Source organism: Amedibacillus sp. YH-ame6, from assembly GCF_053848845.1.
In genome coordinates this window covers 57,336-80,211 of record NZ_JBSPEZ010000014.1, presented here as the reverse complement: position 1 = coordinate 80,211, position 22,876 = coordinate 57,336, and the positions used below count along the sequence as shown (strand labels likewise).

Genomic DNA, 22,876 nt, shown 5'->3' with positions numbered 1-22,876 from the left:
CTGATTCCCTCATCACCGATTACTGATAATGCCTTTATCTATGATGATCTGCCATTTTAGTGAGAGATTTTATTTTCGCTTATGTTTCATCTTTTTTGAGACATTTTCAAAAACGGTTGACATCCATTTGCTAGAGTTTTCATAACTTTTTTATGAAACTATTTTCACAAAGGTATACATCACCCTAAATATCCAATAAATCACAAAGTGAATACTCTCCCTTATCTATTTTGGAAACCCTGCGGTACTCTTGAACCGCCAGAATTAAAGAATCTATATCTTGAAAATATTGTCTAATAAATTTTGCACTTTTTACATTATCATACCCTAATATGACTTTACAAAAATCGCTTGGTTTCTTTTTTGATCTTTTATACTCGTTGTATTTGTTCTCACGAAACACTACAAGCATTTCAATTTCTGGTGCAGTTATGATATTAATCACGTTAACTTTACTTTGATAAGCCTTTGGTAAATTAAAACGTTCTTTTCTTGAATCTAATATTCTCAGAATTGTAATTTTTTCATCATCAAAATTTTTTCGCAAATATTTTTCTGAAAACTTTTTTGCATCTCTACATCTTAGTATTTTTTCCTCAAGCATGTCCTCTTTCTTAAATGTAAGCTTGTTTTCATCTAACAGCAATTCAATAATCGCCTGTTCAGCACTTCCCTCACAAATGCATGCAATATACCCCTCTAACTTCATATTTTACCTCAAATCAAATTTAGCATTTTGAATGCTCTTCTTTAAATTAATATACGCCTTATAAGAAGGTGTAGTCATTTCTAGAAAACCACTTGCATATGCTTCACTTTTCTTAATATCATTACGGTTTAGTATTTTTGACAATTTTTTCGCATAAATACCTTTATTGTTTTTGATAATATAGATATTGTCACTTCGATCAAATTCATCCAGTAGCTCTGCATAATGTGTAGAGTATAGTAACACAGCACCTAAAGCATTTGTGTTTTTGTCCATAAACAAACGAATAAGAGTTGATACAATCTCATGATGAAAATGATTTTCTATCTCATCAAGAATAAAATACCCTCCGTTTTTAAAAGCCATCATTGCACTTATAAAAACATTTAAACCTTTGATTGTTCCAGATGATAAATAATTATTTAATTCCATAGGATTAAAAAGAATAATTTCGTTTTCTTCATAAAACTTCAATTTTATTTCAAAATCCTTTTCTTTCATTTTAAAAACTAGAGACTCAATACTTGGATCCAAAAAATTTATCAAAGGAGAAGGAAAGTTCCCTAGTATATGAAGCACATTTATATTGGTCTCTTTACTCCTATCATAGAGTATAAATTGACTATTATTTTTTTTGTTATAAGAAATTATAATGCTGACATCATCCATAAGAAATTCTTCATCTTTCTCACGTATTTGAAACGGACTCAAATTATCAAAATCAAATAATGATTTCTTGGTTTTTATTTTTAAAGCATCCTTTTTCCACAGGCTTTCTCTTTCTATGAAATAAGTTGGCACTTCTGTATTTTTATCAACTTTAACACCAATAATCGTTTCCAATTTTATAAATTCATTGTTTTCACCATAAAAATAGACTTCAAATTTAGCAGTATTTTTCATACACTTCAAAATATCATTGCTTTCATTTGAGTGGATTGGCTCATTATTTAACATATTAATAACAAAAGCAATAATTTTTAAAATAGTTGTCTTTCCAGAAGCATTAACACCATTAAATGAAATAACATTATTTATATAAAAATTAGAAAATACATTGGTCATCGTTTCTGTGTTTGATTCGCTGACCCGTTGTTCGGCATAAAAGTCAATCTCCAATTCATCTTTTAGCAAATATAATCCTGATGCCTTTATCTTGAAAATCTTCATATAAAATCACCTTTTCCGTTTATATTATATATAATACACCAATTTAAGCGTTTTAACAATATTTATTTAAAATAAAATCATTTTATGAGTTTTTAAAAAAAGCAGAAGTTGAATTCCGCTTTATTTTATCTATTTGAAAGCTTTCTTAAATTTATCAAATGGGGATTCGTGTTCTTGTTTCTTTTTAATCTTTTCGTAAAGTTCACGTTCTTCTTTGCTAATCTTCGTAGGAATTTCTAGTTGTACTTCAACATATTGATCACCTTGACCTCGTGTTGTTTTTACACCTTTTCCTTTTAAGCGAAACAATTGCCCATGTTGTGTACCTGCTGGTATGGATAATTCTACATCTCCATATACAGTAGGAACATCTACTTTACAACCTAATACTGCATCAATAACACTCAATGGAATGGAAATACGAATATCGTTTCCATCACGTACAAATTGTTTATGTCTTGTGACTAAAACCTCAATGTACAAATCTCCATTAGCACCACCATTGATACCACGTTCTCCTTTGTTTTGTACTCTCACCTGTTGACCAGATTGAATTCCTGCAGGAATCTTAATATCTAATTTTACACGTTTATGTTCATATCCTTTGCCATGGCATTTTGAACATTTGTTCGCAATTGTCTTTCCACTACCATTACATTCTGGACATACACTTTGGGATTGGAATACACCAAATGGAGTACGTTGTTGTGTTGTGACACTTCCCGTACCATTACAACGTGAACATGATTTAATATCGGACTTAGATTTTGCGCCACTTCCCATACATTCATCACATTGTTCATCTACATCAATACTAACTGTTTCTGTTTTACCAAAGATGGCATCCATAAAATCAATGCGCATCTGCATAAAACGATCATTTCCTTTACGTGGACCATTGCTTTGACGACGAGATGAACCACCACCAAAACCACCGCCAAAGAAAGAACCGAAAATATCTCCAAGGTCATCAAATCCACCGAAGCCTTGTCCTCCGCCAAAACCACCAGCACCATCCATGCCAGCATGACCAAATTGGTCATAGGTAGCTTTCTTTTGAGGATCACTTAGTACTTCATTCGCTTCGTTGATTTCCTTAAACTTTTCTTCTGCCCCTGGGTCTTTATTAATGTCTGGGTGATATTTCTTGGCCATCTTACGATATGCTTTTTTTATTTCATCGTCACTGGCCCCTTTTTGTAGACCAAGGACTTCATAATAATCTCTTTTTTCCAATGTCATCACCTTCCTAATGAATTCTTCATACTTGTCTTCCCTTAGAAAACACAATACTATGCAACAGACAAAACAAGCGCATGCACTTGTTTTGTCGTTATGTTAATTAGTTCTTTTCTTCGAATTCTGCATCTACAACGTTATCGTCATTTGCTCCAGTTGCACCTGCATCAGCACCACCAGCTTGTTGTTGTTGGTACATTTGAGCACTTGCAGCCTGAGCAGCTTTTTCAAGAGCATCTAATTTCTCTTTTACACTAGCCATATCGTTGTCATCTAATGCTTTCTGAAGATCATCACGAAGTTTCTGAGTTTCTTCTTTCTGAGCAGCATCAATCTTATCTCCGCTATCTGCTAACATACCGTCAATCTGTGCAATGAATCCTTCTGCACGGTTACGTAAATCGATTTCTTCTTTGCGTTGTTCATCTTCCGCTTTGTGTTCCTCAGCTTCACGAACCATACGATCGATTTCTTCATCACTTAATCCACTTGTATTTTGAATCGTAATAGATTGTTCTTTACCAGTTCCTTTATCTTTTGCGGAAACATGCACGATACCATTAACGTCAATATCGAAGGTAACTTCGATTTGAGGTACACCACGACGTGCTGGCGCAATACCATCCAACTTGAACATACCTAATTCTTTGTTGTCGTTTGCCATTGGACGTTCTCCCTGTAATACACGGATATCTACTGCTGGCTGGTTGTCAGCTGCAGTTGAGAACACTTGTGATTTACTTGTTGGGATAGTTGTATTACGTGGAATCAATACTGTCATAACTCCACCCATTGTTTCAATACCTAAGCTCAATGGAGTAACGTCTAACAATAATACGTCTTTTACATCTCCTTGGATAACTCCACCCTGAATTGCTGCACCCATTGCTACAACTTCATCAGGATTTACAGAACGGTTTGGTTCTTTTCCTAATACACTCTTCACTGCTTCTTGAACAGCAGGGATACGAGTAGATCCACCTACTAATAATACTTGGTGAATATCATTTTTTGTAAGACCCGCATCACGTAATGCATTACGTACTGGTTCCATTGTACGTTCTACTAATGTCTTTGTCATTTCATCAAATTTAGCACGTGTTAAAGTTGCTTCAAAGTGAAGAGGTCCATCTGCACCTGCAGAGATAAATGGTAAACTAATCTGTGTTTGAACAACACCACTTAAATCTTTTTTCGCTTTTTCTCCAGCTTCTTTTAAACGTTGCATTGCCATTGTATCTTTACGTAAATCAAAACCTTGTTCTTTCTTGAATGTATCTACCATCCAATCAACGATCACATTATCAAAGTCATCTCCACCAAGTTTTGTATCTCCGTTTGTAGATAATACTTCAAATGTACCATCTGCCAACTCAAGGATAGAAACGTCAAATGTTCCTCCACCTAAGTCATATACAAGAACTTTTTGTTCTTTATCTGTTTTATCAATACCATAAGCAAGTGCTGCAGCTGTTGGTTCATTGATGATACGTTCTACTTCTAATCCAGCGATTTTACCAGCATCTTTTGTAGCTTGACGCTGTGCATCGTTGAAGTATGCAGGTACTGTAATAACTGCTTTTTCAACTTTTTCACCTAAATAATCTTCTGCATAACCTTTTAAATATTGAAGAATCATTGCAGAAATTTCTTGAGGAGTGTATTGTTTCCCTTCCATTTCTACTTTGTCATTTGTACCAATTAAACGTTTGATAGAACTTACTGTGTTTTTGTTTGTTACTACCTGACGTTTTGCAGCGTCACCAACGATTCTTTCACCGTTTTTGTAAGCCACAACAGATGGAGTTGTACGATTTCCTTCTGGATTTGTAATTACTTTACATTCTCCACCATCCATTACAGACACACAACTGTTTGTTGTACCTAAGTCAATACCAATAATTTTACTCATGTTCATTTCCTCCTATTTTATTCACTTACTTTTACAAGTGTAGCGCGTAATACGCGATCTTTTAACATATATCCTTTTTGAAGCACTTCCACAACAATTCCTGATTCCACACCTTCTATAGTTTCTTGCATCAATGCTTGATGGATGTTTGGATCAAATGGTTGATTCAACGCTTCAATTTCTTTAACGCCTTCTTTATCTAGTACGGTGATCAACTGCTGATAAATCATTTCAAACCCTTTTACATAGTTTTTTAATGCTTCATCTTCGCTCTTTACACTAAGCGCACGCTCTAGGTTATCAATAATTGGTAATACTTCAGAAGCAAATCCTTGAATACGATATTTACGAACATTGTCTGCTTCGCTTTGTAAACGTTTCTTCAAGTTTTCCGCATCTGCATATGCTTTGAAATAAGCATTCTTACTAGCGGCGATTTCTTCTTTTAATTTTATAATTTCTTCTTCTAATTCTTCAATTTTCTTTTTCTTACCAAACTTACTAGATTTTTTATCTTCCTTGCTTTCTTTGGAAGCCTCTGCCTGTTCTACTTCTTTGTTTTCTTCATTAACAACTTCTTCATTGCATTCACAATCACATGTTTCTTTTTCTACTACATCTTTTTCGTCCTGCATGTTGACCTCCTATCGTTCATTCCTATACATATCTTCAATTACTTTACTCATATACTCCATCAACGCAACCACACGATTATATTGCATGCGAGTAGGTCCAACAATCATTAGCTCCCCTTGTTCATCATCATTGATTTTGAACTTCGAAGAAATGACCGCCACATTGTTGACTTGAATAAGTTCATGTTCTCCACCAATTTCAATTGCCATATTTCCTTCATGGTTCGCAATCTGACGAAACAAAGAACTATCTTCTAGCATTTTCATCAATTCCTTTAACTTCTCTATATCCGCAAATTCCGGTTGATAGAGCATGTTGGATTGACCGCTACAATACACATTGTTTGTCGCAAATCGCATAAATGCGTTCACAAAGGCTTCAAATAACACCTCATGACGAGCTACATGAGATGCAAGCAATGGCTCAATCTCATTCATACGCACTACAATTTCATTGATTGGGGTTCCTGCTAACTTATCGTTCAATAAGTTACAACAAGTTTTGATGTCCTCTACACCAACATCTGTATTAAAGTTAAATGTCTTGTTCTCCGTATGCCCATGGTCTGTGATAAAGACTGCTACAGCACTTCTTTCGCTCAAAGGGAATAATTGAATATGCTGTAAGGTTTGGGTACGGCTTTCAGGACCTAATACAATGGATGTTAAGGATGTCATCTGAGAAAGTATATCACAACTCTTCTTGACGATTTCCTCTATGGAGTAATGACGCTCACTGAAGATTTGCGTTAAAGAATTCTTAACGGTATCATCTAGTTGCTTCTCCATTAGATGTTCAACATAGAAGCGATATCCCTTGCTACTTGGGATACGACCACTTGATGTATGGGTCTTTTCTAGCAACCCTAGCTCTTCTAACGCTGCCATTTCATTACGAATCGTAGCACTTGAGCAAACAAAATCTAACATATCCATCAAGGACTTGGAACCAACGGGTTCTGCCGTTCTCGTGAACTCATCAACGATGGCTTTAAAAATCAATGTCTGACGGTTTGTTAACATTCCATTCACTCCTTTCTAGCACTCATCCTCTATGTCTGCTAATAGTATATGACAGTTTTTTAGCACTGTCAACACTTTAGTGCTAAAAACATCAAATTAACATCATTTTCCATAATGTAGAAAGGACCCATTCCTATTTTGTATAAGAATGAATCCTTTATTTGCTAGTATAATGAACTTCCAAACATTACCGTATAGCTTATCTATTCTTCTATTATGAACATATTCCTGACATCTGTTATTTAAAATTTAGACATTCTATTCCTTATATAAATGCTTGTATAAAGTAAAAACAAATGTGTACAATATGCGTTGATTACCTCCACATAAGCTTTGTTATTTAAAAGACAAAGAAGACAAACAAAACCTAGAAGTAAACAAATGATACCAATAGCGTATAGTTTTGCATTTACATAGTTCTTATGTATTAGGAAAAAGAGGACAAATACCATGATAAACGCCATCGTATATTGAACTTGCATTTGGTTACTAAAGACACAATATGAAGTGATAAAAATATGTAATGTTATGAGAGCAATTTCATATTTATATTTAAAAGTTTTACTCAAAGTTTCCATACGATCTCCTTTAACTAAATATTATATAATAAAATTTTCAACACCCTACGTAGAATTATGATAACAATTACATTGTATCACATATCTAAAATAAATTAAAACACTCGATATGAGCGATCAAATTCTAAAAGATCCGCATCGATATATTTTTCAATCACATTGGTTTGATTCTTTTGAAACATCTCTGGAAGCTTTCTTTTCTGTAACCAGAAATTCAATGCACATAGTCCGATTCCCTCGACGATTGCAAGAAGAATATTCACCTGCAACACAAAGAATAATATCACAATCACTACAACTAATAGAAGTCCACTGATAATAAGTAATTTGCGATTGATGGTTGCGTATGTTTCTGTTAGAAAATCTGTATATTCACGAACAAACGCTAATACTTCATCACGGAAGGTATAAGGATGCATGTCTAAAAACCTAGGTCTTTTCTTCTTTGGCTTTTCGTAACATTCTTTCATCCATAAAATACGCATAGCACAATATCTTGCTGCATTGCGATTGCCTTCACTCTCGTATGTTTTGCCTTCCATATACATGATATTTACATACTCATCAATACTTACTTCAGCTTCACGATTTTTCAACAATGTATGCAATTGTTCTTTCTTTGCATCGGATAAAATCTGTTTTGATGCAACAAAGGAAGCATAGATTTCTTGTACTTCTTTTCTCCAGTTTAAGCTAACTTCTTCTAATTGTTCATGTTCCATAAAAATACCTCACAAGTAGTGCTATTATAGCATACTTTATGAGGTATCGTATATGTCTTAGAATTGTTTTTTGTTCATTATGTTTAAAGAAATGCGATAAGATACTGCCACGATTGCCAATGTTACCACAACCACTACCGCCACAATACCTAGCGAACCCATGGATTCTACCATTTGATACAAAGAAGTAAAATCAATGTTGAAGTATTTTGCTGCCGTTATCACAAGTGCACCTACCGCAAATGCTCCCGCAATCATACCAATCAGGGCAATTCTTCCTTTTTCTCCACCAAACTTTAGTTGTACTGGCAACATCACGCTTAATAGAATGAAGATGATGAAGATAAAAGCACCTAGCGTAAATCCCCATTGGGACCAATTGATAACAGAAGAGCGTGCCATATATAATCCAGTGGATACAAGAGAAGATAATAACCATCCACTGAATGACAAGATACATCCAAACAAGTATTTCTCACGTACATATAAAGAACGTGTAATAGGAAGTGTAAATAAGAAGGAGTAGCCATGATCGAGTTCATCATAAGAAATGGTACTCATAACCAACATGCCTGATACCACGGTCACATAACTCACCATAAAGACATTAGCACCATCTTGGGTTAAACCAAAGAATACAAACATTGCGAGTACAACGATTAACAATTGTCGATTGGTACGTAATACTTGAAAATCTTTTATGAGTAAACCTTTCATATAGAGTCTCCTTTCACCATCATTAAAATCATTTCATCCATCGTTCCTTTTTCCACAACGATATCTGGGTAATTATCCATAAAGAACTGTTTTTCTTTCGTTAAACAACGATATCCAAATGATTCTTCTTTTACTTTTAGAATATATTGTTTTTCTAATGTTTGAAATTGCTTTTCGCTTACTTTTAAAATTCCATAGTCACTTAAGAGTACGTCTGTATCTTCGTGTAGTACAATCTTTCCATTATGGATCATATAGAAGTCATCACATAAGCTTTCTAAATCAGATGAAATATGAGAACTGATCAAGATGGAATGTGTTTCATCTTCCATATACCCTCGTAACATATCTAATAATTCATCACGTGCAATGACATCCAAACCAGCTGTAGGTTCATCTAAAATCAATACTTTCGCATCATGACTCATCGCCACAATCAATTTCAATTTTGCCTTCATCCCTGTTGAGAAATCTTTTATTTTTTTATCCATCGGTATTTGAAAAGTTGCACACTTCTTCAAAAATTCAGCTTCATCGAAATTCTTATATAAGTTACGTACAATGGATAGAACACCTTTTACATTCAGATATTCTGAAAATCCTGCATCACTTAACACAACGCCTATCTTCATCTTATCTTCTACACTTAATTGATCATGTGTTTTACCAAATAAGGAAATGGTACCTGCATCAATATCAATAAGATTAAGCATTGCTTTAAATGTAGTTGTCTTACCTGCTCCATTTTGACCAACAAGGCCTACAACGCGCCCCTCTTCTATTCGTAAAGTACAATCTAACAAAAATCGATCGTATTGTTTTCTAACATCTTTCATTTCCAGCATCATAAGTTATCCCTCCATAATAAGTGTAATTAAATCTTGAATCTCTTGAAGACTCATTCCACATTGTTTCGCCTTTTGGACGGCCTTTTCCAAATCAGCTTCTACTTCTTTTTTCTGCTCCTCTAACAATAAATCTGCATTTGTATTCGCAATAAAGCTACCTTTCCCATGTATGGTAACGATGAAACCTTCACGTTCAAGATTGTCATAGGCTTTCTTTACTGTCAATGCACTGATTTTAAGATCTTTTGCCAGTGAGCGAACAGATGGGAGCGCTTCTTCAAAGGATGTATCCCCTTTTACAATGGCACTCTTTATTTGATCCATGATTTGTTCATAGATTGGTACCATGGATGCATTACTGATAATTATTTTCATAATCTCCTCCTGTTCTATAAACAGTATATAACAGTATATAACTGTTGTCAACTGTTATATACTGTTTATTTTAAAAAAATAGAATACGCTTGGTATCCTATTTCCATACATTTCTCAAATCATCTACATATGTTGTTTGTTGTTTGGTAAGAAATTTCTTCAAAAACAAGTTCATAATCGGATGTTTTACTTCTACTTGTTCTTCAAAGATTACTTTGGTTCCCTTATTTGTTTTCTCAAACAAACCTATCCAATGCCCTTTCATATTTTTATTATCAATATCGAAGGCATATCGCTTACCCACTTCAAAAGAGGTAATGGTAAATGTCGTTTCAATATCATCTTTGGATACTTCTATGAAGGTTTTATCATCAAGAATTTTAATTTGAAGAATATCACTTCGCCATTCATACTGCTGTAAATCCGTTATTACGTTCCATACTTCCTCTACACTTTTCTCTATCTCAAATTCTATAGTTGCTGTTGTCATGAACTTCCTCCTCTTTTTAGAAAGTATAGCACACCAGATATGACAACCTGTGTCATATCTAAAAAAAAGCTATGAAATCTAGCTTTTTTTACTATTTACTTAAAAATCGTTTTACCATGGCCACGGATAATCCCGTCTTTTGATGAATTTCTTGTTCATTCATTCCTTGTTGTTTCATTCGTTTTACCATACAAGACATACTTTCACTTACTTCGATGATGTGTTTATCTGGATCATAGAAACGGATTCCTCTTTGTCCCCAAGAGTGTTCTTGTATCTCATGGATACATTCTACTTGATACTGTTTTATCTTATCCATGATTTCTTCTAAATCATCATGTTCAAAATAAAGTTCTTGTGTATTTCCACCGAACACAACTTCATTTTCTTCTTTTCCTAGAAAATTCATCCAACTATGTAAGATTTGAAAAGAATACCCACCAGTTAACGTAATATTCTCACCAAAATCTTGAATCACTCTTGCGCCTAACAAATTCTTATAAAATGCTTTTGTTTTCTCTAAATCTCTTGATGCCATACATATTCCTTGATATTTCATAAGTACCTCCTTTAGTAAGTATAGTATACTTTAGAACTTGCGTTCTTCATTGTAAAAAACGGACATAGTTTCTTTGTATTGTTTTGGAGATACACCCAACACACTACTAAAATCACGAATAAAATGCGATTCATCATAATACCCACATGCTTGAGCAACCACTGCTACACTGTCACTTGTTTCTTGAAGTTGTTTTACTGCTTGATTGATACGTTCTACGCGTTGATAGTCCTTTCGACTACACCCAAGTTGTTTTTGGTATAAACGTTGAACATGGCGCTTGCTATACCCCATTCCCTCAATTTTACTTGGCTGTAATACAAAAGCTTTTAGCTTTTTATCTTCTTCTTCATTCTTATGTAATAGTTCTAAAAAGATCTCATCCACTCGTTGTACAAAGGTATGCAAGTACGAAGATGTATGATATGCCTCTATCATCTTTGTTTCCACTGTCTCATCCACTTCCTTCAAATCCGCTAATATATTTATATACGCGTTCAAATCATGATGAAACAATGCATAGGCACCTGTTGGGTGAAATTCCACAAAGAAGCGAAAATGAAGATTAGGATTTGCATGTACCTTTACACTTCTTGTAGTAGGTCCCCAAAACATACACTCAAGACCATTCCCACTATCTTGTAAGACCAAACAACCTGCTGCATCTGGAACCAGTGTTAAACTGGCATTTTGTTCAAAACATTGATCTTGCATATACGTATAATGTGCTATACAATCGCTTAATTTTGGATGTGGTTCTATAAATAAATGCGTGTCCTTATGTATATCAAATGTAGGATATTTTTTACAATCTACGTTCATATAATTTCTCCAATATATTTGTTTCTAGTATCATATCATACATGAAAATAAAAATTCAATCATATAAAAAAGCGCCGTTAGGCACTTTTTACGTTTTACTCTACTCCAATGATGAAGGAATATACTGGTTGCATACCATTGTTCATTTCTACTTCTACATCGAACTTATCTTCGATGTAGGAAGAAATGGCATTCGCTTCCTCTTCATTTACATCTTCACCATAGATTAAGGTTACGATTTCACTTTCTTCATCGACCATTTGATCAATCAATTGTTTTGTCGCTTCCATTTTGTCTGTAATCGAAATTACAATATCTTTTTCTTTGATACCCATATAATCTCCAGCTTTAATCTCCATGCCTTCGAATGTTGTATCTTTGATTGCATACGTAATTTGTCCAGTCTTCACAAGAGATAAGGCATCGTTCATTTCTGAAAGATTCATATCAAAGTCAACATCTGGATTAAAGTTGATACATGCGCATAATCCTTGTGGAATACTTCTACTCGGAATTACATGTACGTTCATATCTTCACATACCGTAGCTGCTTGTTGCGCCGCTAAGATAATATTAGAGTTGTTTGGAAGAATGAAAATGTTTTCTGCATTCACTTCGTTAATGGCTTCTACAAAATCCTCTGTAGATGGGTTCATTGTTTGACCACCACTGATTACATAATCAGCACGTAACTCTGTGAACATATCACGTAAACCATCTCCAGCCGCAACCGTAATGATGGCGTACTTCTGTTTTGGTTTTTCTTCTTTTGGTGCAGCTTCTACACTTGCATTCATCATGATATTCTCATGTTGTTCCTGCATGTTTTCAATCTTTAACTTCACAAATTCACCATAACGTTGTCCTAGATTCAATGCTTCTCCAGGTGTTAATGTATGAACATGCACTTTTACGATATCATCATCTTGAACACATACGATAGAATTACCAATACGTGCCAATGAATTCTTTAATGCTTCTTCTTTAAAGTGTTGCATACCACTGCTTGATAAACGAATGATGAATTCTGTACAATATCCAAATTCTTCACTCTCCATCGCAGCACCAGCAACTTCTTTATGTTCGCTAGCATCTTCTTTTTCAATCACAGTCCCTTTCATAGCTGAAAGGAAACCTTCAAAAATAGTTAATAATCCAGCTCCACCACTATCTACAACGCCTACTTCTTTTAGAACTGGTAGAAGATCTGGTGTACGCTCTAAACTTTCTTTAGATTCTAATACCATCTTTTCCATAACTTCTAAACAAGTGACGTCTTCTTTCCCGCTCGCAAACGCATATGTATAATCTGCTGCTTCACGAACTACGGTAAGAATGGTACCTTCTACAGGACGCATAACTGCCTTATAGGCAACACGTGATCCACTTACCAAAGCATTGGCTAACTGGAAGCCATTGACTTCCTTCATACCATCTACGCCTTGATAAAGACCTCTAAAAATCTGAGATGTAATAACCCCAGAGTTTCCTCTAGCTCCCATTAAAAGTCCTTTCGAAAGAACCTTAGCAATTTCACACACATCATCACTATGACATGCAAGTGCATCTTTTACACCTGCACTAAAGGTTAAAGACATGTTTGTCCCCGTATCACCATCTGGTACTGGGAAGACATTCAATGCGTCAATTTCACTGAACTTATTTGACAAGTTGTTGGCACCACTTGCTAACATATCCTTAAACAGTTTTCCACTAATCATATCCATTTTCAATTACACCTACTTAATGACTTTCACATCCTGGACAAACACATTGACTTTGTTGAATTCCAGTTCTAAAGATTTTTCTAACATATATTTTACTCGTTCTTGTACTTCATGAACAACTTCGCTGATTTTGATACCGTGTGAAACAATCACATACAAATCAAGTTCTAAGCCGTCTTCTTCCTGACGTACAACGATACCTTTTGTATAGTTCTCTTTCTTTAATAATTCCGCAATACCATCTTTCACGAATTTCTGAGATGCCATTCCAACAACACCATAGCATTCTGTTACGACTCCACCTGCCAAAGAAGCAATCGCATCCATTGAAATATTTATATTACCATACTGTGTACTTTTAGAGATTGACATAAAATTCCTCCTTATATCTTTTTAATTATACCAAATTACAAAAGGAAATCCAATACTGTGATTATTCTTTTATGGTACAATCCGAAGATTGAATACTTCCCGTATTAATATCAGGCCATAAACATGCATGATCTTTATTCAACTTTACAATGGTTTCTAGATAACTATTTAAAAGTGGAATGGATTCATACGATGTATAAATTACGTTTCCATCTTGCATGACAATCTTTGCCATATGTGCATCATAACTTGTCGCATATGGTACGATTTCTGAAATCATACGTAATATTTCTGGCTTTACTTCATTCTTAGCCCCAAATGCTTTGGCTAATTTCTTTCGTTGTGCATTATCAAATCCATCAATCAAAGGAAAGTTTACGATGGATGACAAATATTCTTGTTCTATTTCTTTCTTAGAACCATCGTTCATCAAAATATAGTTTTTACTATCTTCTATATAATATCCAACAATTGTCTTTTCTTTCACTTGAATAGAAATGACACCATTTAAATTCTTCTTTACACGAACATCTTCAATGAGTTCATCTTGTTCTAGTTTCCATTCGATATAAAACTTTGGTATTACTATGTATCGGGTATTATAAGAAAGCTGTGCTTTCTTCAATACCGTCTCTTTTGTATAGAATACATTTCCACTTACATCCAATGACTTTACTTTTGATAAATCGCTGCTAAAGTATAAAAACCCAAATACAAATAGTATCAACACGGTAAACACTTTAATTTTTCTTCTTTTCTTTTTTCGATTCTTCTTCTTGTTTTGCAGGGCAAGATATTTGGCTTCGACATCATCGTATAGAATATCTTCTATTTCTTCCAATTAAATTGCTCAACTTCCGTAATCAATTCTACATCGAAACTCTCTCTTACTTCCTGCTGTATATGTTCTACAAGTTCCTTCACATCACTTGCTCGTGCGTGATCTTCATTCACCACAAAGTTTGCGTGTTTATCAGAAACCATGGCTCCACCAATACGTTTCCCACGATATCCAATCTTCTCAATCAACTCCCATGCCTGATACTTTTCTGGATTACGAAACATACTTCCAGCACATGGTTTATCCAAAGGCTGTGACTCCATACGACGTTTTCTTCTAGAATCCATCAAGTCACGAATTTCTTTTTGATCTCCTTGCTGCAATTGTATACGACACCCAATAATAATCCAATCACGATTGGATTGAAAAATAGAGTGACGATAACTATAGGCAAGTTCCTTCACATCCATAGTCACGATATTTTTATCTTGTACCACATATACTTCTTTTAATATTTTAGACATATCACTCTTATATGCCCCGGCATTCATAAATACAGCGCCACCAATAGTACCAGGAATTCCACTTGCGAATTCCAATCCACTAAACGATTGCTTCATTGCCTCATGAGCCAATAAAATGATGCTAGCTCCTGCTTGCACCACACATTCCCCACTCTCTTCAAATGTGAAATCTGTAAAATAACGATCTAAGCACAAAATCGCCCCTTCATAATCGTCATCACTACATAAAATATTACTACCCTTACCAAATACACGGCATGGGATATTTTCTTCTTCAAGGATATCCAAAATACGAAGTAAATTTAATTCATTTTTTGGATATATAAAATATTTACATTTTCCACCAATACGAAAGGTTGTTCGTGAACTTAACGGCACATCACATTCAACATCCGCATATGGTTGTAGTCTTTTCTCAATATTCATCAATTCATTTCACCTTTTTCATTTCGTCGCACCAATCTAATATATCTTGGCATGCATTTGGTTTTCCAAGTTCTAGTGCATGTTGTTTCATTTCACTACGCAATTGTTCATTCGACATAATCATGTCAATCTTTTTCTTTAATGTTTCCGCATTTAAATCTTTTTCTTCAATCATAAATGCAGCTTTTTTATCTACCAATACAGAAGCATTATAAAACTGATGGTTATGTGCTACATAAGGACTAGGAATTAAAATACTAGGCGTACCTAGTGCCGTAATCTCTGCTGCAGTGGTTGCTCCAGCACGACAAATAATCAAATCCACATGTGCCATAATATCCAACTGCTTTACATAATCCACAACAATTACATGCTTTGCTGTTACTTCTTTTTTTATATCTTGTAAATTTTGTTTTCCCGTTACAAATAAGATTAGATATTGATCACTTACCTGTGGTAAAACATCTTTCATAATCGCATTGATAGAAGTGGATCCTAAAGAACCCATAACAACTAAAATCAATGGTTTGTCTAACGACAACCCTAACGATTCATAATATTCTTTATCAAATACGCTTTGTACCGCATTACCAGCTCTTGGATTTCCTAATAATCTAGTTTTTTCTCTTCCAAATTCTTCAAAGCATTTTTCATAACAAATCACAATCGCATCCATTTTGTCTGCGACCATTTTATTAGAAACACCAACAATGGAATTTTGTTCGTGAATCATTGTAGGTATGTGTTTTGCATGTGCCGCTAACATTACTGGCGCACTAACATAACCACCAAACCCAATCACAATATCTGGTTGAAATTCTTTTACTATAGGCAGTGTTTTACGATATGCATTCATCATCAATAAAATCGCCTTCGCTTTATGAAATACATTTCCAGTCAATCCACATGCATGCAAACCTTTGAATGCATAGCCATGTGCTGGGATTTCACTCGCTTCCATTCGATCATCATTTCCTACAAACAGGATATCAATATTTTTATATCTCTGTTTTGCAGCATCCGCTAAAGCGATAGCTGGGTAGATATGACCACCAGTTCCTCCAGTGACGATCAGCATTTTCATGAAATCACTCCTTAGTGTTTATTATACCATGTTCTCTTTATTTAGAGAATAATTTTTAGGGCTTTTTCAACTCTCGTTGGCGATACTCATCAACAAACCCATAGAACCCATCATAACAATCAAGGAACTTCCTCCATAGGAAATAAATGGCAAGGTGATTCCAGTCACAGGAAATAGACCCACTACAACCCCTAAATTGATCATCACTTGTATCGCAAATAAGGAGGTCAATCCAATCGCTACATAACAAAGATAAGGATCCACACAACGTTTGGCAATCTTTACACCTTGATAAATGACCATAAGAAATAAAGCAATCAATAACACACATCCAATAAATCCAAATTCTTCCGCAAAGATCGCAAAAATAAAATCTGTTTGTGGTTCTGGTAAATAAAAATGCTTCTGCATACTTTGATCAAAGCCTACTCCTAATATCCCCCCTGGTGATATTGCGAATAAGGATTGAATGATTTGAAATCCAGATCCCAAAGGATCTTCCCATGGATTGATAAAAGATGTAATACGAGCCAATCGATATGGCGCTGAAATAATCAATCCCCCAAGACCAGCTAGTCCCAACATTCCCACTCGTACAAAATAAGAAATCGGAGAATCCGCCGCCAACACAATGACCACAATCGAACACACCATTACAAGCCCACTACCAAAATCAGGCTGTAACAAAATAAGACCAAACCCTATCATTACCAAAAATGCTGGAAATAACAAATCTTTTCGAAAACTTTTCACACGATATCGTTTTGCAAGATAATCCGAAACATACAAAATAATCGCAATCTTAAAAAACTCGGAAGGTTGTACTAAAAAAGAACCAAATCCAAACCAACTACGACTCCCATTTCGTGCAACACCCAACCCTGGAATCAACACCAGAATCAACGCAACCACACATAGAATAAAAATCAACTTACAATGTTTCCGTATCTTTAAGAGGGATACCTTACTCGCCACAAACATCACAAACAAACCAATCAACGCAAAGATTGCTTGTCTACTCATAAAATATCTACTATCATCAAATTTTGCGGCTGCCCATACACGTGAACTGCTTCCAACCATGATTATGCCAAGGATCACCAGCAAACAAATAAGAATGCTCAGCATTCTGCATTTCTTTGTAAACAAGCAACTCACCTCACTGTATTGTATGTGTAACATCTATTCACAAGAACAAAAAAAGAAGCGATCAACGCTTCTCTTTGAATTCCCCTTCTTTTACATTTTCTACTTTTTTCTTACGCAAATTGACCTGTCCTAATACACACGATATATCTACATATAAATCGTATCTTCCTATTGGTTCATCTTGAATCTCACATGAACCCAGTACATTGTCTTTCTTTACCACATAATTCATATCGCTAGGAACAATCAAATCAATGGTTCCCATCACACAGTTCAAATTTACAAACTCCATATTGCGAACATCCGCTTCACTTAAATCAATCCATGATGTCCCCATCATACATTGTACATCTAAGGAATTGATCACACCCGCTGCACGAAAACTACGACTTCCACAAATTACATTCGAATGTATGTTTCTTACATTCTTAGTTTCCATATGTTTACTGTGATTGCTTCTTTCTCGATGTCCATGTCTTCCAAATACCATACGAACACCCAACAAGATAAAAATTAGGGCTACAATCATTCCAAAACTAAGACGGATTCCTAGCCATCCATTGGCTTGTATCAACAAGCCACACCCCACCAACAATAACACGCCATTCCCCATTTGCACACCAGACTCTACCATACTAAAAATAGCAGGAAGAATAAGGAATACCGTCCACCAACCAGGGAAGAAAACAGAAAACTCCCAATACCCCAACTGGTCTCCCAAAAACAAAACTCCACCTACTACAAATAAAAACCCAATAATCCTTGATTGATAATTTGATTTCATTGTCTTCTCTCCTATTTTTTATCTACGATATAATCTCCACTCCACTCAACTAGCTTTGCTTGTAATACATAACGTAAATCACTTAACTTCCCACTATCTTCATAACTACAGGTACTTAAGGTAATGATGTTATCACCTGCTTGTGCAACAAACGCACTCGCATGATCACTTTGTCCTTTTATCGTATTGATATAGGATAAAAAGTCTTCATCACTTACAAATTGGGTTGTATACGTACTAGAAGAATCTTTTGTTGTATACATACTTAAGACTTCACTTCGATAATTCTTGGTAGGTGTAAAGATATACACATAAGGATGCGCATCAAAGAACTCTTTTTCTTTGAATTTCTCCAATTGAGCAAACATCGTCCCATGCAATACATTATGTCCATATATAATCGTATTACGATCGCTAAACTCTTTATTCGCACCCGCATCCATAAATATAGCCCCTGAATATAATGACGTTTTCTCTGCAGTATGCGTTAGATAATAATCATTATCACTTCCCTGTACCATCGCATAAGAAATATTGGTATCAGGTATTAAAATCCATCCTATAATATCGGGATTTATCTTTTGTAGATTTTCCCAATCCACGCTAAATTTTTCCTTTTCTGGGTTCTTTGGTACTTTTGCGACTTCTTCCATTCGTTCATTTTCACTATCTTGTTGGTAATATTGATAAAAGATTACCCCAAGATTAAATGCCGAATATAGGAATACACCCCCAGCTATTACAAGTAGTATATTATAGAATAACTTCTTTCTTTTTTTCTTTTCCATAAGATCCTCCTTGGTGTGCATTTATAGTACCACAAACGCTCTATTTTTTCCATGATATTATTCACACAATATCTATTGACATAGGGTATCCACAGGGGTATATTATATTTAGATGATTATCTAAATGTCGGAAAGGATGATGTCATGGGGTTTCAAGATACGTTTAAAGCGTTAGGCGATCCAACACGTCGAGAAATCATCACACTCTTAAAACATGGCAAACTTTCTGCCGGAGATATTGTCTCTCATTTTTCAAGTACCAATGCGACGATATCGCATCACCTATCTGTCTTGAAGAATGCTGATTTGATCTGTGATGAAAAAGTTGGAAAATATATTTACTATGAATTAAACACAAGTGTCATCGATGAGATCCTTGTTTGGATCACTGCACTAAAAGGAGATTAAGGCTATGAAAAAGGCTACCATTGTTTTATGTATTTCGATGCTGGTAATAACAGGAATTGCATTCTTCCTTTTACCAGATAAAATTCCAATGCATTTTAATGCATCAGGAGAAATTGATCGTTATGGAAGTAGTTTTGAAATCTTCTTATTTCCTATACTTGCATTGTTAATTACAGCAAGTTCCATTTTATTCAAAAAAATAGATCCAAAGAGAACGAATTATGATCGCTTCATTAAGACCTTTTGGATGATTTTATTTATCATCAATATGATCATGTTTATTATATTGATCACAGTGATATCAGAGGCTTTATCCCCTGGAAAATTGAACATCAATATGATTATGATTACGATGATGGGGATTGTCTTTATTGTCCTAGGAAATGCCATGCCAAAGATCAAAGCAAATTATTTTATAGGAATACGTACCCCTTGGACCATCGCAAACGAAGATGTTTGGTATAAAACACATCGCTTTGCAGGTAAAATATGGGTAGTGGGAGGCTTTCTTACCTTTTTAGGATTGTTGGTAAGTGATGAAGCCATGATATTTTTCATTGTAGGAATTGCGCTCATTCAAGCGCTTATCCCTACAATATATTCTTATGTATGTTTTAAAAACTTAGAAAAGTAACGATTGAGAAAGGAAAAACTTATGATTGAAATTAAAAATGTGACAAAGATTTATGGAGGGAAACATAAAGCAGTAGATAACATTTCTATGCATATTCCCACAGGAGAAATTATTGGATTCATTGGGCCAAATGGAGCTGGTAAAACAACAACGATTAAAATGATTACTGGGATTTTAAATCCAGATGAAGGACAAATCTTAATCAATGGAAAAGACATCGTAAAAGAACCAATAGAAGCAAAGAAAGAATTTGGTATTGTGCCTGATAACGCAGATATCTTCCTACGTTTAAAAGGAATTGAATATTTGAACTTCATGGCAGATATCTATGAAGTAGACAGTGCCATCCGTAAAACACGCATCGAATCTCTATCTGAAACCTTCGAGATGAAAGAAGCCTTAAATGACAAAATTCTTTCCTATTCTCATGGGATGCGTCAAAAGATTGTGATTATGGGTGTATTGATGAGTGATCCTAATGTATGGATTCTAGATGAACCAATGACTGGATTAGATCCACAATCTGCATTTAAACTAAAAGAAATGATGAAAGAACATGCGAACAAAGGAAACACAGTCTTCTTTTCTACCCATGTACTAGAAGTCGCAGAAAAGCTTTGTGATAAAGTCGTTATCATCAACAAAGGAGCCATCCTATACTTTGGTACCTTAGAAGCTTTAAAGGCAGCACATCCAACATGCGATTCCTTAGAAGACGTATTCTTGGAGGTCGTAAACAATGCGTAAATTCCTATCACTGACACGTGTCACCTTAAAGAATACGATGGGCATGATAAGTGATGGATCTAGCAAGAAAAGTACAACCGTGATTCTCATGGGAATTCTAGGTATTTCTTTAATTCCTTTATCCTTTGTTTTCTTCGCAATGTTCAAAGGAGCCTTCGAAAGCTTTGCGTTGATGGAACAAGGGGGTACTGTATTAGCACTTGCCTTTCATGTCGCATCCTTTATCACCTTCTTCTTCTCCATTTTCTTAATACCAAGTGTTTTCTACTTTAGTAAAGATGGAGAAACCCTACTCTCACTTCCAATTAAACCAGAAGCGATTATGGGGAGTAAGTTTATTGTTTGTCTTGTGTATGAATATGCCTTTACGTTCTTAGTTCTTCTACCAGCGTTTGTGGCATACTTAACATGTTTTCCATTTCACATCTTATTTGTACTCTTTGCACTCATCATCTTTGTCCTATTACCAATGTACCCATTGGTAATCTGTTCTATTATATCGATGTTGATTATGCGCTTCGTGCCATTCTTTAAAAATCGCGATCGATTTAACTTGATCGCTGGAATCTTATCTGTGGCAGTAGGATTAGGATTTAGCTTCTCTATGAACAATATATCAAGTTCTACAGATGCACAAGCTATATTAACTACCATGATGCAAGGAAACAATTCTTTGATTAGTATGTTTGCATATTTATTCCCAGGAGTACCTTTCGCAGCACGTGCTATCATTCAAAATGACATATTACAAATGCTCATTTTCATAGGTATCACCATTGCCTCTTTAGCTGTGTGCCTATTCTTAGGAAAAACATTATACTTTAAAGGTTTGATCGGATTTAGTGAAACAAGTTCAAGTCGTAAAAAACTGAGTGTAAACGATATGAACAAATTGAACAAACAAAAAAATCGTATTTTAACCTATACGATGAAAGAATTGAAGTTAATTGTACGTACCCCTATTTATTTAATGAATTGTATCGGAAGTGCTGTTATCTTTATACTTATGATTTTTGTGATTCCTTTGATGGGAGAAGGTTCTATTTCTGTATCGGATATCCCTCAGGAATTTCTAGATATGATACCTGATTTTTGGCCATATATGATTATGGTTGGAATTATCTTAGGCATCTTTGTCAGCAACCTTAACCTTATATCTTCTACATCAATATCTCGTGAAGGAACTAACCTTCCGTTCATGAAGTACATTCCTATGCCTCTAGCACAACAAATGCATGCGAAAGCATTGAGTGGTATCCTTGTTTCTATTTGTACTTCTATGGGGATGCTAATTGCGTTCTACTTCGTGTTCCCTATTCTTCCATTCTATTTTGTTTTATTAATCTTTCTAACAAGCATAGTAGGTATCATTCTTGGAAACTATATTGGAATCTACATTGATATCTTCCATCCAAAACTTGTTTGGGAACAAGAAGCAGCTGCAGTCAAACAAAACATGGCAGGCTTTATCTCCATGTTAGGTGGTATGGCGATTGCAGTTGGAATGGGTGTTGTCCTCTTCTTTATTCCACATGAGTTTATACTATATGCTTCCCTTGGCATATTGCTTCTCATGATCCTATTCACTGTGTTATTATACAGAGGAATTGGGAAATTTGCCCTAGCAGCATTTGCGAAATATTAGGAGATTAT

Annotated in this window: 25 protein-coding genes; 4 read left to right on the top strand and 21 right to left on the bottom strand. The window is 35.0% G+C overall.

All coding sequences use genetic code 11. From position 1 onward, the window contains the following. Positions 1 to 184: 184 nt before the first annotated feature. The 21 genes from ACWG0P_RS10290 to srtB all read right to left on the bottom strand — a co-directional run bounded on the left by ACWG0P_RS10290 (position 185) and on the right by srtB (position 19,434). Positions 185 to 709, bottom strand: a complete 525-nt coding sequence (locus ACWG0P_RS10290; protein ID WP_455801646.1) for a hypothetical protein — start codon at positions 707 to 709, stop codon at positions 185 to 187. Positions 710 to 712: 3 nt separating this feature from the next. Next, positions 713 to 1,879 carry an AAA family ATPase gene (locus tag ACWG0P_RS10285; RefSeq protein WP_455801645.1) on the bottom strand — a complete coding sequence of 389 codons (1,167 nt, stop codon included), beginning with the start codon at positions 1,877 to 1,879 and terminating at the stop codon, positions 713 to 715. A gap of 129 nt (positions 1,880 to 2,008) precedes the next feature. After that, complete coding sequence (dnaJ, locus tag ACWG0P_RS10280; RefSeq protein ID WP_455801644.1) at positions 2,009 to 3,121, bottom strand: molecular chaperone DnaJ; 1,113 nt, start codon at positions 3,119 to 3,121, stop codon at positions 2,009 to 2,011. 100 nt (positions 3,122 to 3,221) lie between these two features. Further along, the gene (gene dnaK / locus ACWG0P_RS10275) at positions 3,222 to 5,030 is read right to left on the bottom strand and encodes a molecular chaperone DnaK (RefSeq protein ID WP_455790075.1); all 1,809 of its coding nucleotides are present in this window, start codon (positions 5,028 to 5,030) and stop codon (positions 3,222 to 3,224) included. A 17-nt stretch (positions 5,031 to 5,047) separates the two neighbouring features. Beyond that, positions 5,048 to 5,665 carry a nucleotide exchange factor GrpE gene (grpE, locus tag ACWG0P_RS10270; protein WP_455801643.1) on the bottom strand — a complete coding sequence of 206 codons (618 nt, stop codon included), beginning with the start codon at positions 5,663 to 5,665 and terminating at the stop codon, positions 5,048 to 5,050. 9 nt (positions 5,666 to 5,674) lie between these two features. Continuing rightward, positions 5,675 to 6,688 (bottom strand): heat-inducible transcriptional repressor HrcA, encoded by a 1,014-nt coding sequence (gene hrcA / locus ACWG0P_RS10265; protein WP_455790077.1) that lies wholly within the window; start codon positions 6,686 to 6,688, stop codon positions 5,675 to 5,677. A 673-nt stretch (positions 6,689 to 7,361) separates the two neighbouring features. Beyond that, positions 7,362 to 7,988, bottom strand: a complete 627-nt coding sequence (locus tag ACWG0P_RS10260; RefSeq protein WP_455801642.1) for a hypothetical protein — start codon at positions 7,986 to 7,988, stop codon at positions 7,362 to 7,364. A 57-nt stretch (positions 7,989 to 8,045) separates the two neighbouring features. Beyond that, complete coding sequence (locus ACWG0P_RS10255) at positions 8,046 to 8,705, bottom strand: ABC-2 transporter permease (RefSeq protein WP_455801641.1); 660 nt, start codon at positions 8,703 to 8,705, stop codon at positions 8,046 to 8,048. Next, a complete protein-coding gene (locus ACWG0P_RS10250; protein WP_455801640.1) occupies positions 8,702 to 9,553 on the bottom strand; it encodes an ATP-binding cassette domain-containing protein in 852 nt (283 codons plus the stop codon). Before ACWG0P_RS10250 ends, ACWG0P_RS10255 begins: the two co-directional genes overlap by 4 nt. 3 nt (positions 9,554 to 9,556) lie before the next feature. After that, entirely contained in the window at positions 9,557 to 9,928 is a 372-nt protein-coding gene (locus ACWG0P_RS10245; RefSeq protein WP_455790081.1) for a GntR family transcriptional regulator, read from the bottom strand. Positions 9,929 to 10,025: 97 nt separating this feature from the next. After that, positions 10,026 to 10,418, bottom strand: coding sequence for an SRPBCC family protein (locus ACWG0P_RS10240; RefSeq protein ID WP_455801639.1), 393 nt, complete (start codon positions 10,416 to 10,418; stop codon positions 10,026 to 10,028). 91 nt (positions 10,419 to 10,509) lie between these two features. Beyond that, on the bottom strand, positions 10,510 to 10,977 hold the full coding sequence (locus ACWG0P_RS10235; protein WP_455801638.1) for a VOC family protein: 468 nt from the start codon (positions 10,975 to 10,977) through the stop codon (positions 10,510 to 10,512). Between the two features lie 30 nt (positions 10,978 to 11,007). Continuing rightward, positions 11,008 to 11,799, bottom strand: a complete 792-nt coding sequence (locus ACWG0P_RS10230; RefSeq protein ID WP_455801637.1) for a helix-turn-helix domain-containing protein — start codon at positions 11,797 to 11,799, stop codon at positions 11,008 to 11,010. A 95-nt stretch (positions 11,800 to 11,894) separates the two neighbouring features. Beyond that, complete coding sequence (locus ACWG0P_RS10225; protein ID WP_455801636.1) at positions 11,895 to 13,526, bottom strand: DAK2 domain-containing protein; 1,632 nt, start codon at positions 13,524 to 13,526, stop codon at positions 11,895 to 11,897. Between the two features lie 12 nt (positions 13,527 to 13,538). Further along, complete coding sequence (locus tag ACWG0P_RS10220) at positions 13,539 to 13,898, bottom strand: Asp23/Gls24 family envelope stress response protein (RefSeq protein WP_455790086.1); 360 nt, start codon at positions 13,896 to 13,898, stop codon at positions 13,539 to 13,541. A 61-nt stretch (positions 13,899 to 13,959) separates the two neighbouring features. Then, positions 13,960 to 14,739 carry a cell division protein FtsQ/DivIB gene (locus ACWG0P_RS10215; protein WP_455801635.1) on the bottom strand — a complete coding sequence of 260 codons (780 nt, stop codon included), beginning with the start codon at positions 14,737 to 14,739 and terminating at the stop codon, positions 13,960 to 13,962. Then, positions 14,727 to 15,629, bottom strand: a complete 903-nt coding sequence (murB, locus tag ACWG0P_RS10210) for a UDP-N-acetylmuramate dehydrogenase (protein ID WP_455801634.1) — start codon at positions 15,627 to 15,629, stop codon at positions 14,727 to 14,729. Before murB ends, ACWG0P_RS10215 begins: the two co-directional genes overlap by 13 nt. Before the next feature lie 4 nt (positions 15,630 to 15,633). Then, complete coding sequence (murG, locus tag ACWG0P_RS10205) at positions 15,634 to 16,713, bottom strand: undecaprenyldiphospho-muramoylpentapeptide beta-N-acetylglucosaminyltransferase (protein ID WP_455801633.1); 1,080 nt, start codon at positions 16,711 to 16,713, stop codon at positions 15,634 to 15,636. Between the two features lie 66 nt (positions 16,714 to 16,779). Then, positions 16,780 to 17,862 (bottom strand): putative lipid II flippase FtsW, encoded by a 1,083-nt coding sequence (gene ftsW, locus ACWG0P_RS10200; RefSeq protein WP_455801632.1) that lies wholly within the window; start codon positions 17,860 to 17,862, stop codon positions 16,780 to 16,782. 61 nt (positions 17,863 to 17,923) lie between these two features. Continuing rightward, positions 17,924 to 18,646 (bottom strand): LiaF transmembrane domain-containing protein, encoded by a 723-nt coding sequence (locus tag ACWG0P_RS10195; RefSeq protein WP_455801631.1) that lies wholly within the window; start codon positions 18,644 to 18,646, stop codon positions 17,924 to 17,926. A gap of 11 nt (positions 18,647 to 18,657) precedes the next feature. Continuing rightward, the gene (gene srtB / locus ACWG0P_RS10190; RefSeq protein WP_455801630.1) at positions 18,658 to 19,434 is read right to left on the bottom strand and encodes a class B sortase; all 777 of its coding nucleotides are present in this window, start codon (positions 19,432 to 19,434) and stop codon (positions 18,658 to 18,660) included. 144 nt (positions 19,435 to 19,578) lie between these two features. On the opposite strand from srtB, the gene ACWG0P_RS10185 reads away from it, so the two are divergent. The 4 genes from ACWG0P_RS10185 to ACWG0P_RS10170 are packed head-to-tail and all read left to right on the top strand — an operon-like array spanning position 19,579 to position 22,868. After that, positions 19,579 to 19,842 (top strand): autorepressor SdpR family transcription factor, encoded by a 264-nt coding sequence (locus ACWG0P_RS10185; protein ID WP_455790095.1) that lies wholly within the window; start codon positions 19,579 to 19,581, stop codon positions 19,840 to 19,842. A 4-nt stretch (positions 19,843 to 19,846) separates the two neighbouring features. Beyond that, complete coding sequence (locus tag ACWG0P_RS10180) at positions 19,847 to 20,476, top strand: SdpI family protein (RefSeq protein WP_455790096.1); 630 nt, start codon at positions 19,847 to 19,849, stop codon at positions 20,474 to 20,476. A 21-nt stretch (positions 20,477 to 20,497) separates the two neighbouring features. Next, on the top strand, positions 20,498 to 21,223 hold the full coding sequence (locus tag ACWG0P_RS10175) for an ABC transporter ATP-binding protein (protein ID WP_455801629.1): 726 nt from the start codon (positions 20,498 to 20,500) through the stop codon (positions 21,221 to 21,223). Next, the gene (locus ACWG0P_RS10170; RefSeq protein WP_455801628.1) at positions 21,216 to 22,868 is read left to right on the top strand and encodes a putative ABC transporter permease subunit; all 1,653 of its coding nucleotides are present in this window, start codon (positions 21,216 to 21,218) and stop codon (positions 22,866 to 22,868) included. The genes ACWG0P_RS10175 and ACWG0P_RS10170 overlap by 8 nt, the downstream gene beginning before the upstream one ends. Positions 22,869 to 22,876 lie beyond the last annotated feature (8 nt).

What these genes read in the sequence shown, in the direction of transcription:
- ACWG0P_RS10290 (WP_455801646.1), bottom strand. Translation starts at nt 709, where the DNA reads ATGAAGTTAGAGGGGTATATTGCATGCATTTGTGAGGGAAGTGCTGAA.
- ACWG0P_RS10285 (WP_455801645.1), bottom strand. Translation starts at nt 1,879, where the DNA reads ATGAAGATTTTCAAGATAAAGGCATCAGGATTATATTTGCTAAAAGAT.
- dnaJ (WP_455801644.1), bottom strand. Translation starts at nt 3,121, where the DNA reads ATGACATTGGAAAAAAGAGATTATTATGAAGTCCTTGGTCTACAAAAA.
- dnaK (WP_455790075.1), bottom strand. Translation starts at nt 5,030, where the DNA reads ATGAGTAAAATTATTGGTATTGACTTAGGTACAACAAACAGTTGTGTG.
- grpE (WP_455801643.1), bottom strand. Translation starts at nt 5,665, where the DNA reads ATGCAGGACGAAAAAGATGTAGTAGAAAAAGAAACATGTGATTGTGAA.
- hrcA (WP_455790077.1), bottom strand. Translation starts at nt 6,688, where the DNA reads ATGTTAACAAACCGTCAGACATTGATTTTTAAAGCCATCGTTGATGAG.
- ACWG0P_RS10260 (WP_455801642.1), bottom strand. Translation starts at nt 7,988, where the DNA reads ATGGAACATGAACAATTAGAAGAAGTTAGCTTAAACTGGAGAAAAGAA.
- ACWG0P_RS10255 (WP_455801641.1), bottom strand. Translation starts at nt 8,705, where the DNA reads ATGAAAGGTTTACTCATAAAAGATTTTCAAGTATTACGTACCAATCGA.
- ACWG0P_RS10250 (WP_455801640.1), bottom strand. Translation starts at nt 9,553, where the DNA reads ATGATGCTGGAAATGAAAGATGTTAGAAAACAATACGATCGATTTTTG.
- ACWG0P_RS10245 (WP_455790081.1), bottom strand. Translation starts at nt 9,928, where the DNA reads ATGAAAATAATTATCAGTAATGCATCCATGGTACCAATCTATGAACAA.
- ACWG0P_RS10240 (WP_455801639.1), bottom strand. Translation starts at nt 10,418, where the DNA reads ATGACAACAGCAACTATAGAATTTGAGATAGAGAAAAGTGTAGAGGAA.
- ACWG0P_RS10235 (WP_455801638.1), bottom strand. Translation starts at nt 10,977, where the DNA reads ATGAAATATCAAGGAATATGTATGGCATCAAGAGATTTAGAGAAAACA.
- ACWG0P_RS10230 (WP_455801637.1), bottom strand. Translation starts at nt 11,799, where the DNA reads ATGAACGTAGATTGTAAAAAATATCCTACATTTGATATACATAAGGAC.
- ACWG0P_RS10225 (WP_455801636.1), bottom strand. Translation starts at nt 13,526, where the DNA reads ATGGATATGATTAGTGGAAAACTGTTTAAGGATATGTTAGCAAGTGGT.
- ACWG0P_RS10220 (WP_455790086.1), bottom strand. Translation starts at nt 13,898, where the DNA reads ATGTCAATCTCTAAAAGTACACAGTATGGTAATATAAATATTTCAATG.
- murB (WP_455801634.1), bottom strand. Translation starts at nt 15,629, where the DNA reads ATGAATATTGAGAAAAGACTACAACCATATGCGGATGTTGAATGTGAT.
- murG (WP_455801633.1), bottom strand. Translation starts at nt 16,713, where the DNA reads ATGAAAATGCTGATCGTCACTGGAGGAACTGGTGGTCATATCTACCCA.
- ACWG0P_RS10195 (WP_455801631.1), bottom strand. Translation starts at nt 18,646, where the DNA reads ATGAAATCAAATTATCAATCAAGGATTATTGGGTTTTTATTTGTAGTA.
- srtB (WP_455801630.1), bottom strand. Translation starts at nt 19,434, where the DNA reads ATGGAAAAGAAAAAAAGAAAGAAGTTATTCTATAATATACTACTTGTA.
- ACWG0P_RS10185 (WP_455790095.1), top strand. Translation starts at nt 19,579, where the DNA reads ATGGGGTTTCAAGATACGTTTAAAGCGTTAGGCGATCCAACACGTCGA.
- ACWG0P_RS10180 (WP_455790096.1), top strand. Translation starts at nt 19,847, where the DNA reads ATGAAAAAGGCTACCATTGTTTTATGTATTTCGATGCTGGTAATAACA.
- ACWG0P_RS10175 (WP_455801629.1), top strand. Translation starts at nt 20,498, where the DNA reads ATGATTGAAATTAAAAATGTGACAAAGATTTATGGAGGGAAACATAAA.
- ACWG0P_RS10170 (WP_455801628.1), top strand. Translation starts at nt 21,216, where the DNA reads ATGCGTAAATTCCTATCACTGACACGTGTCACCTTAAAGAATACGATG.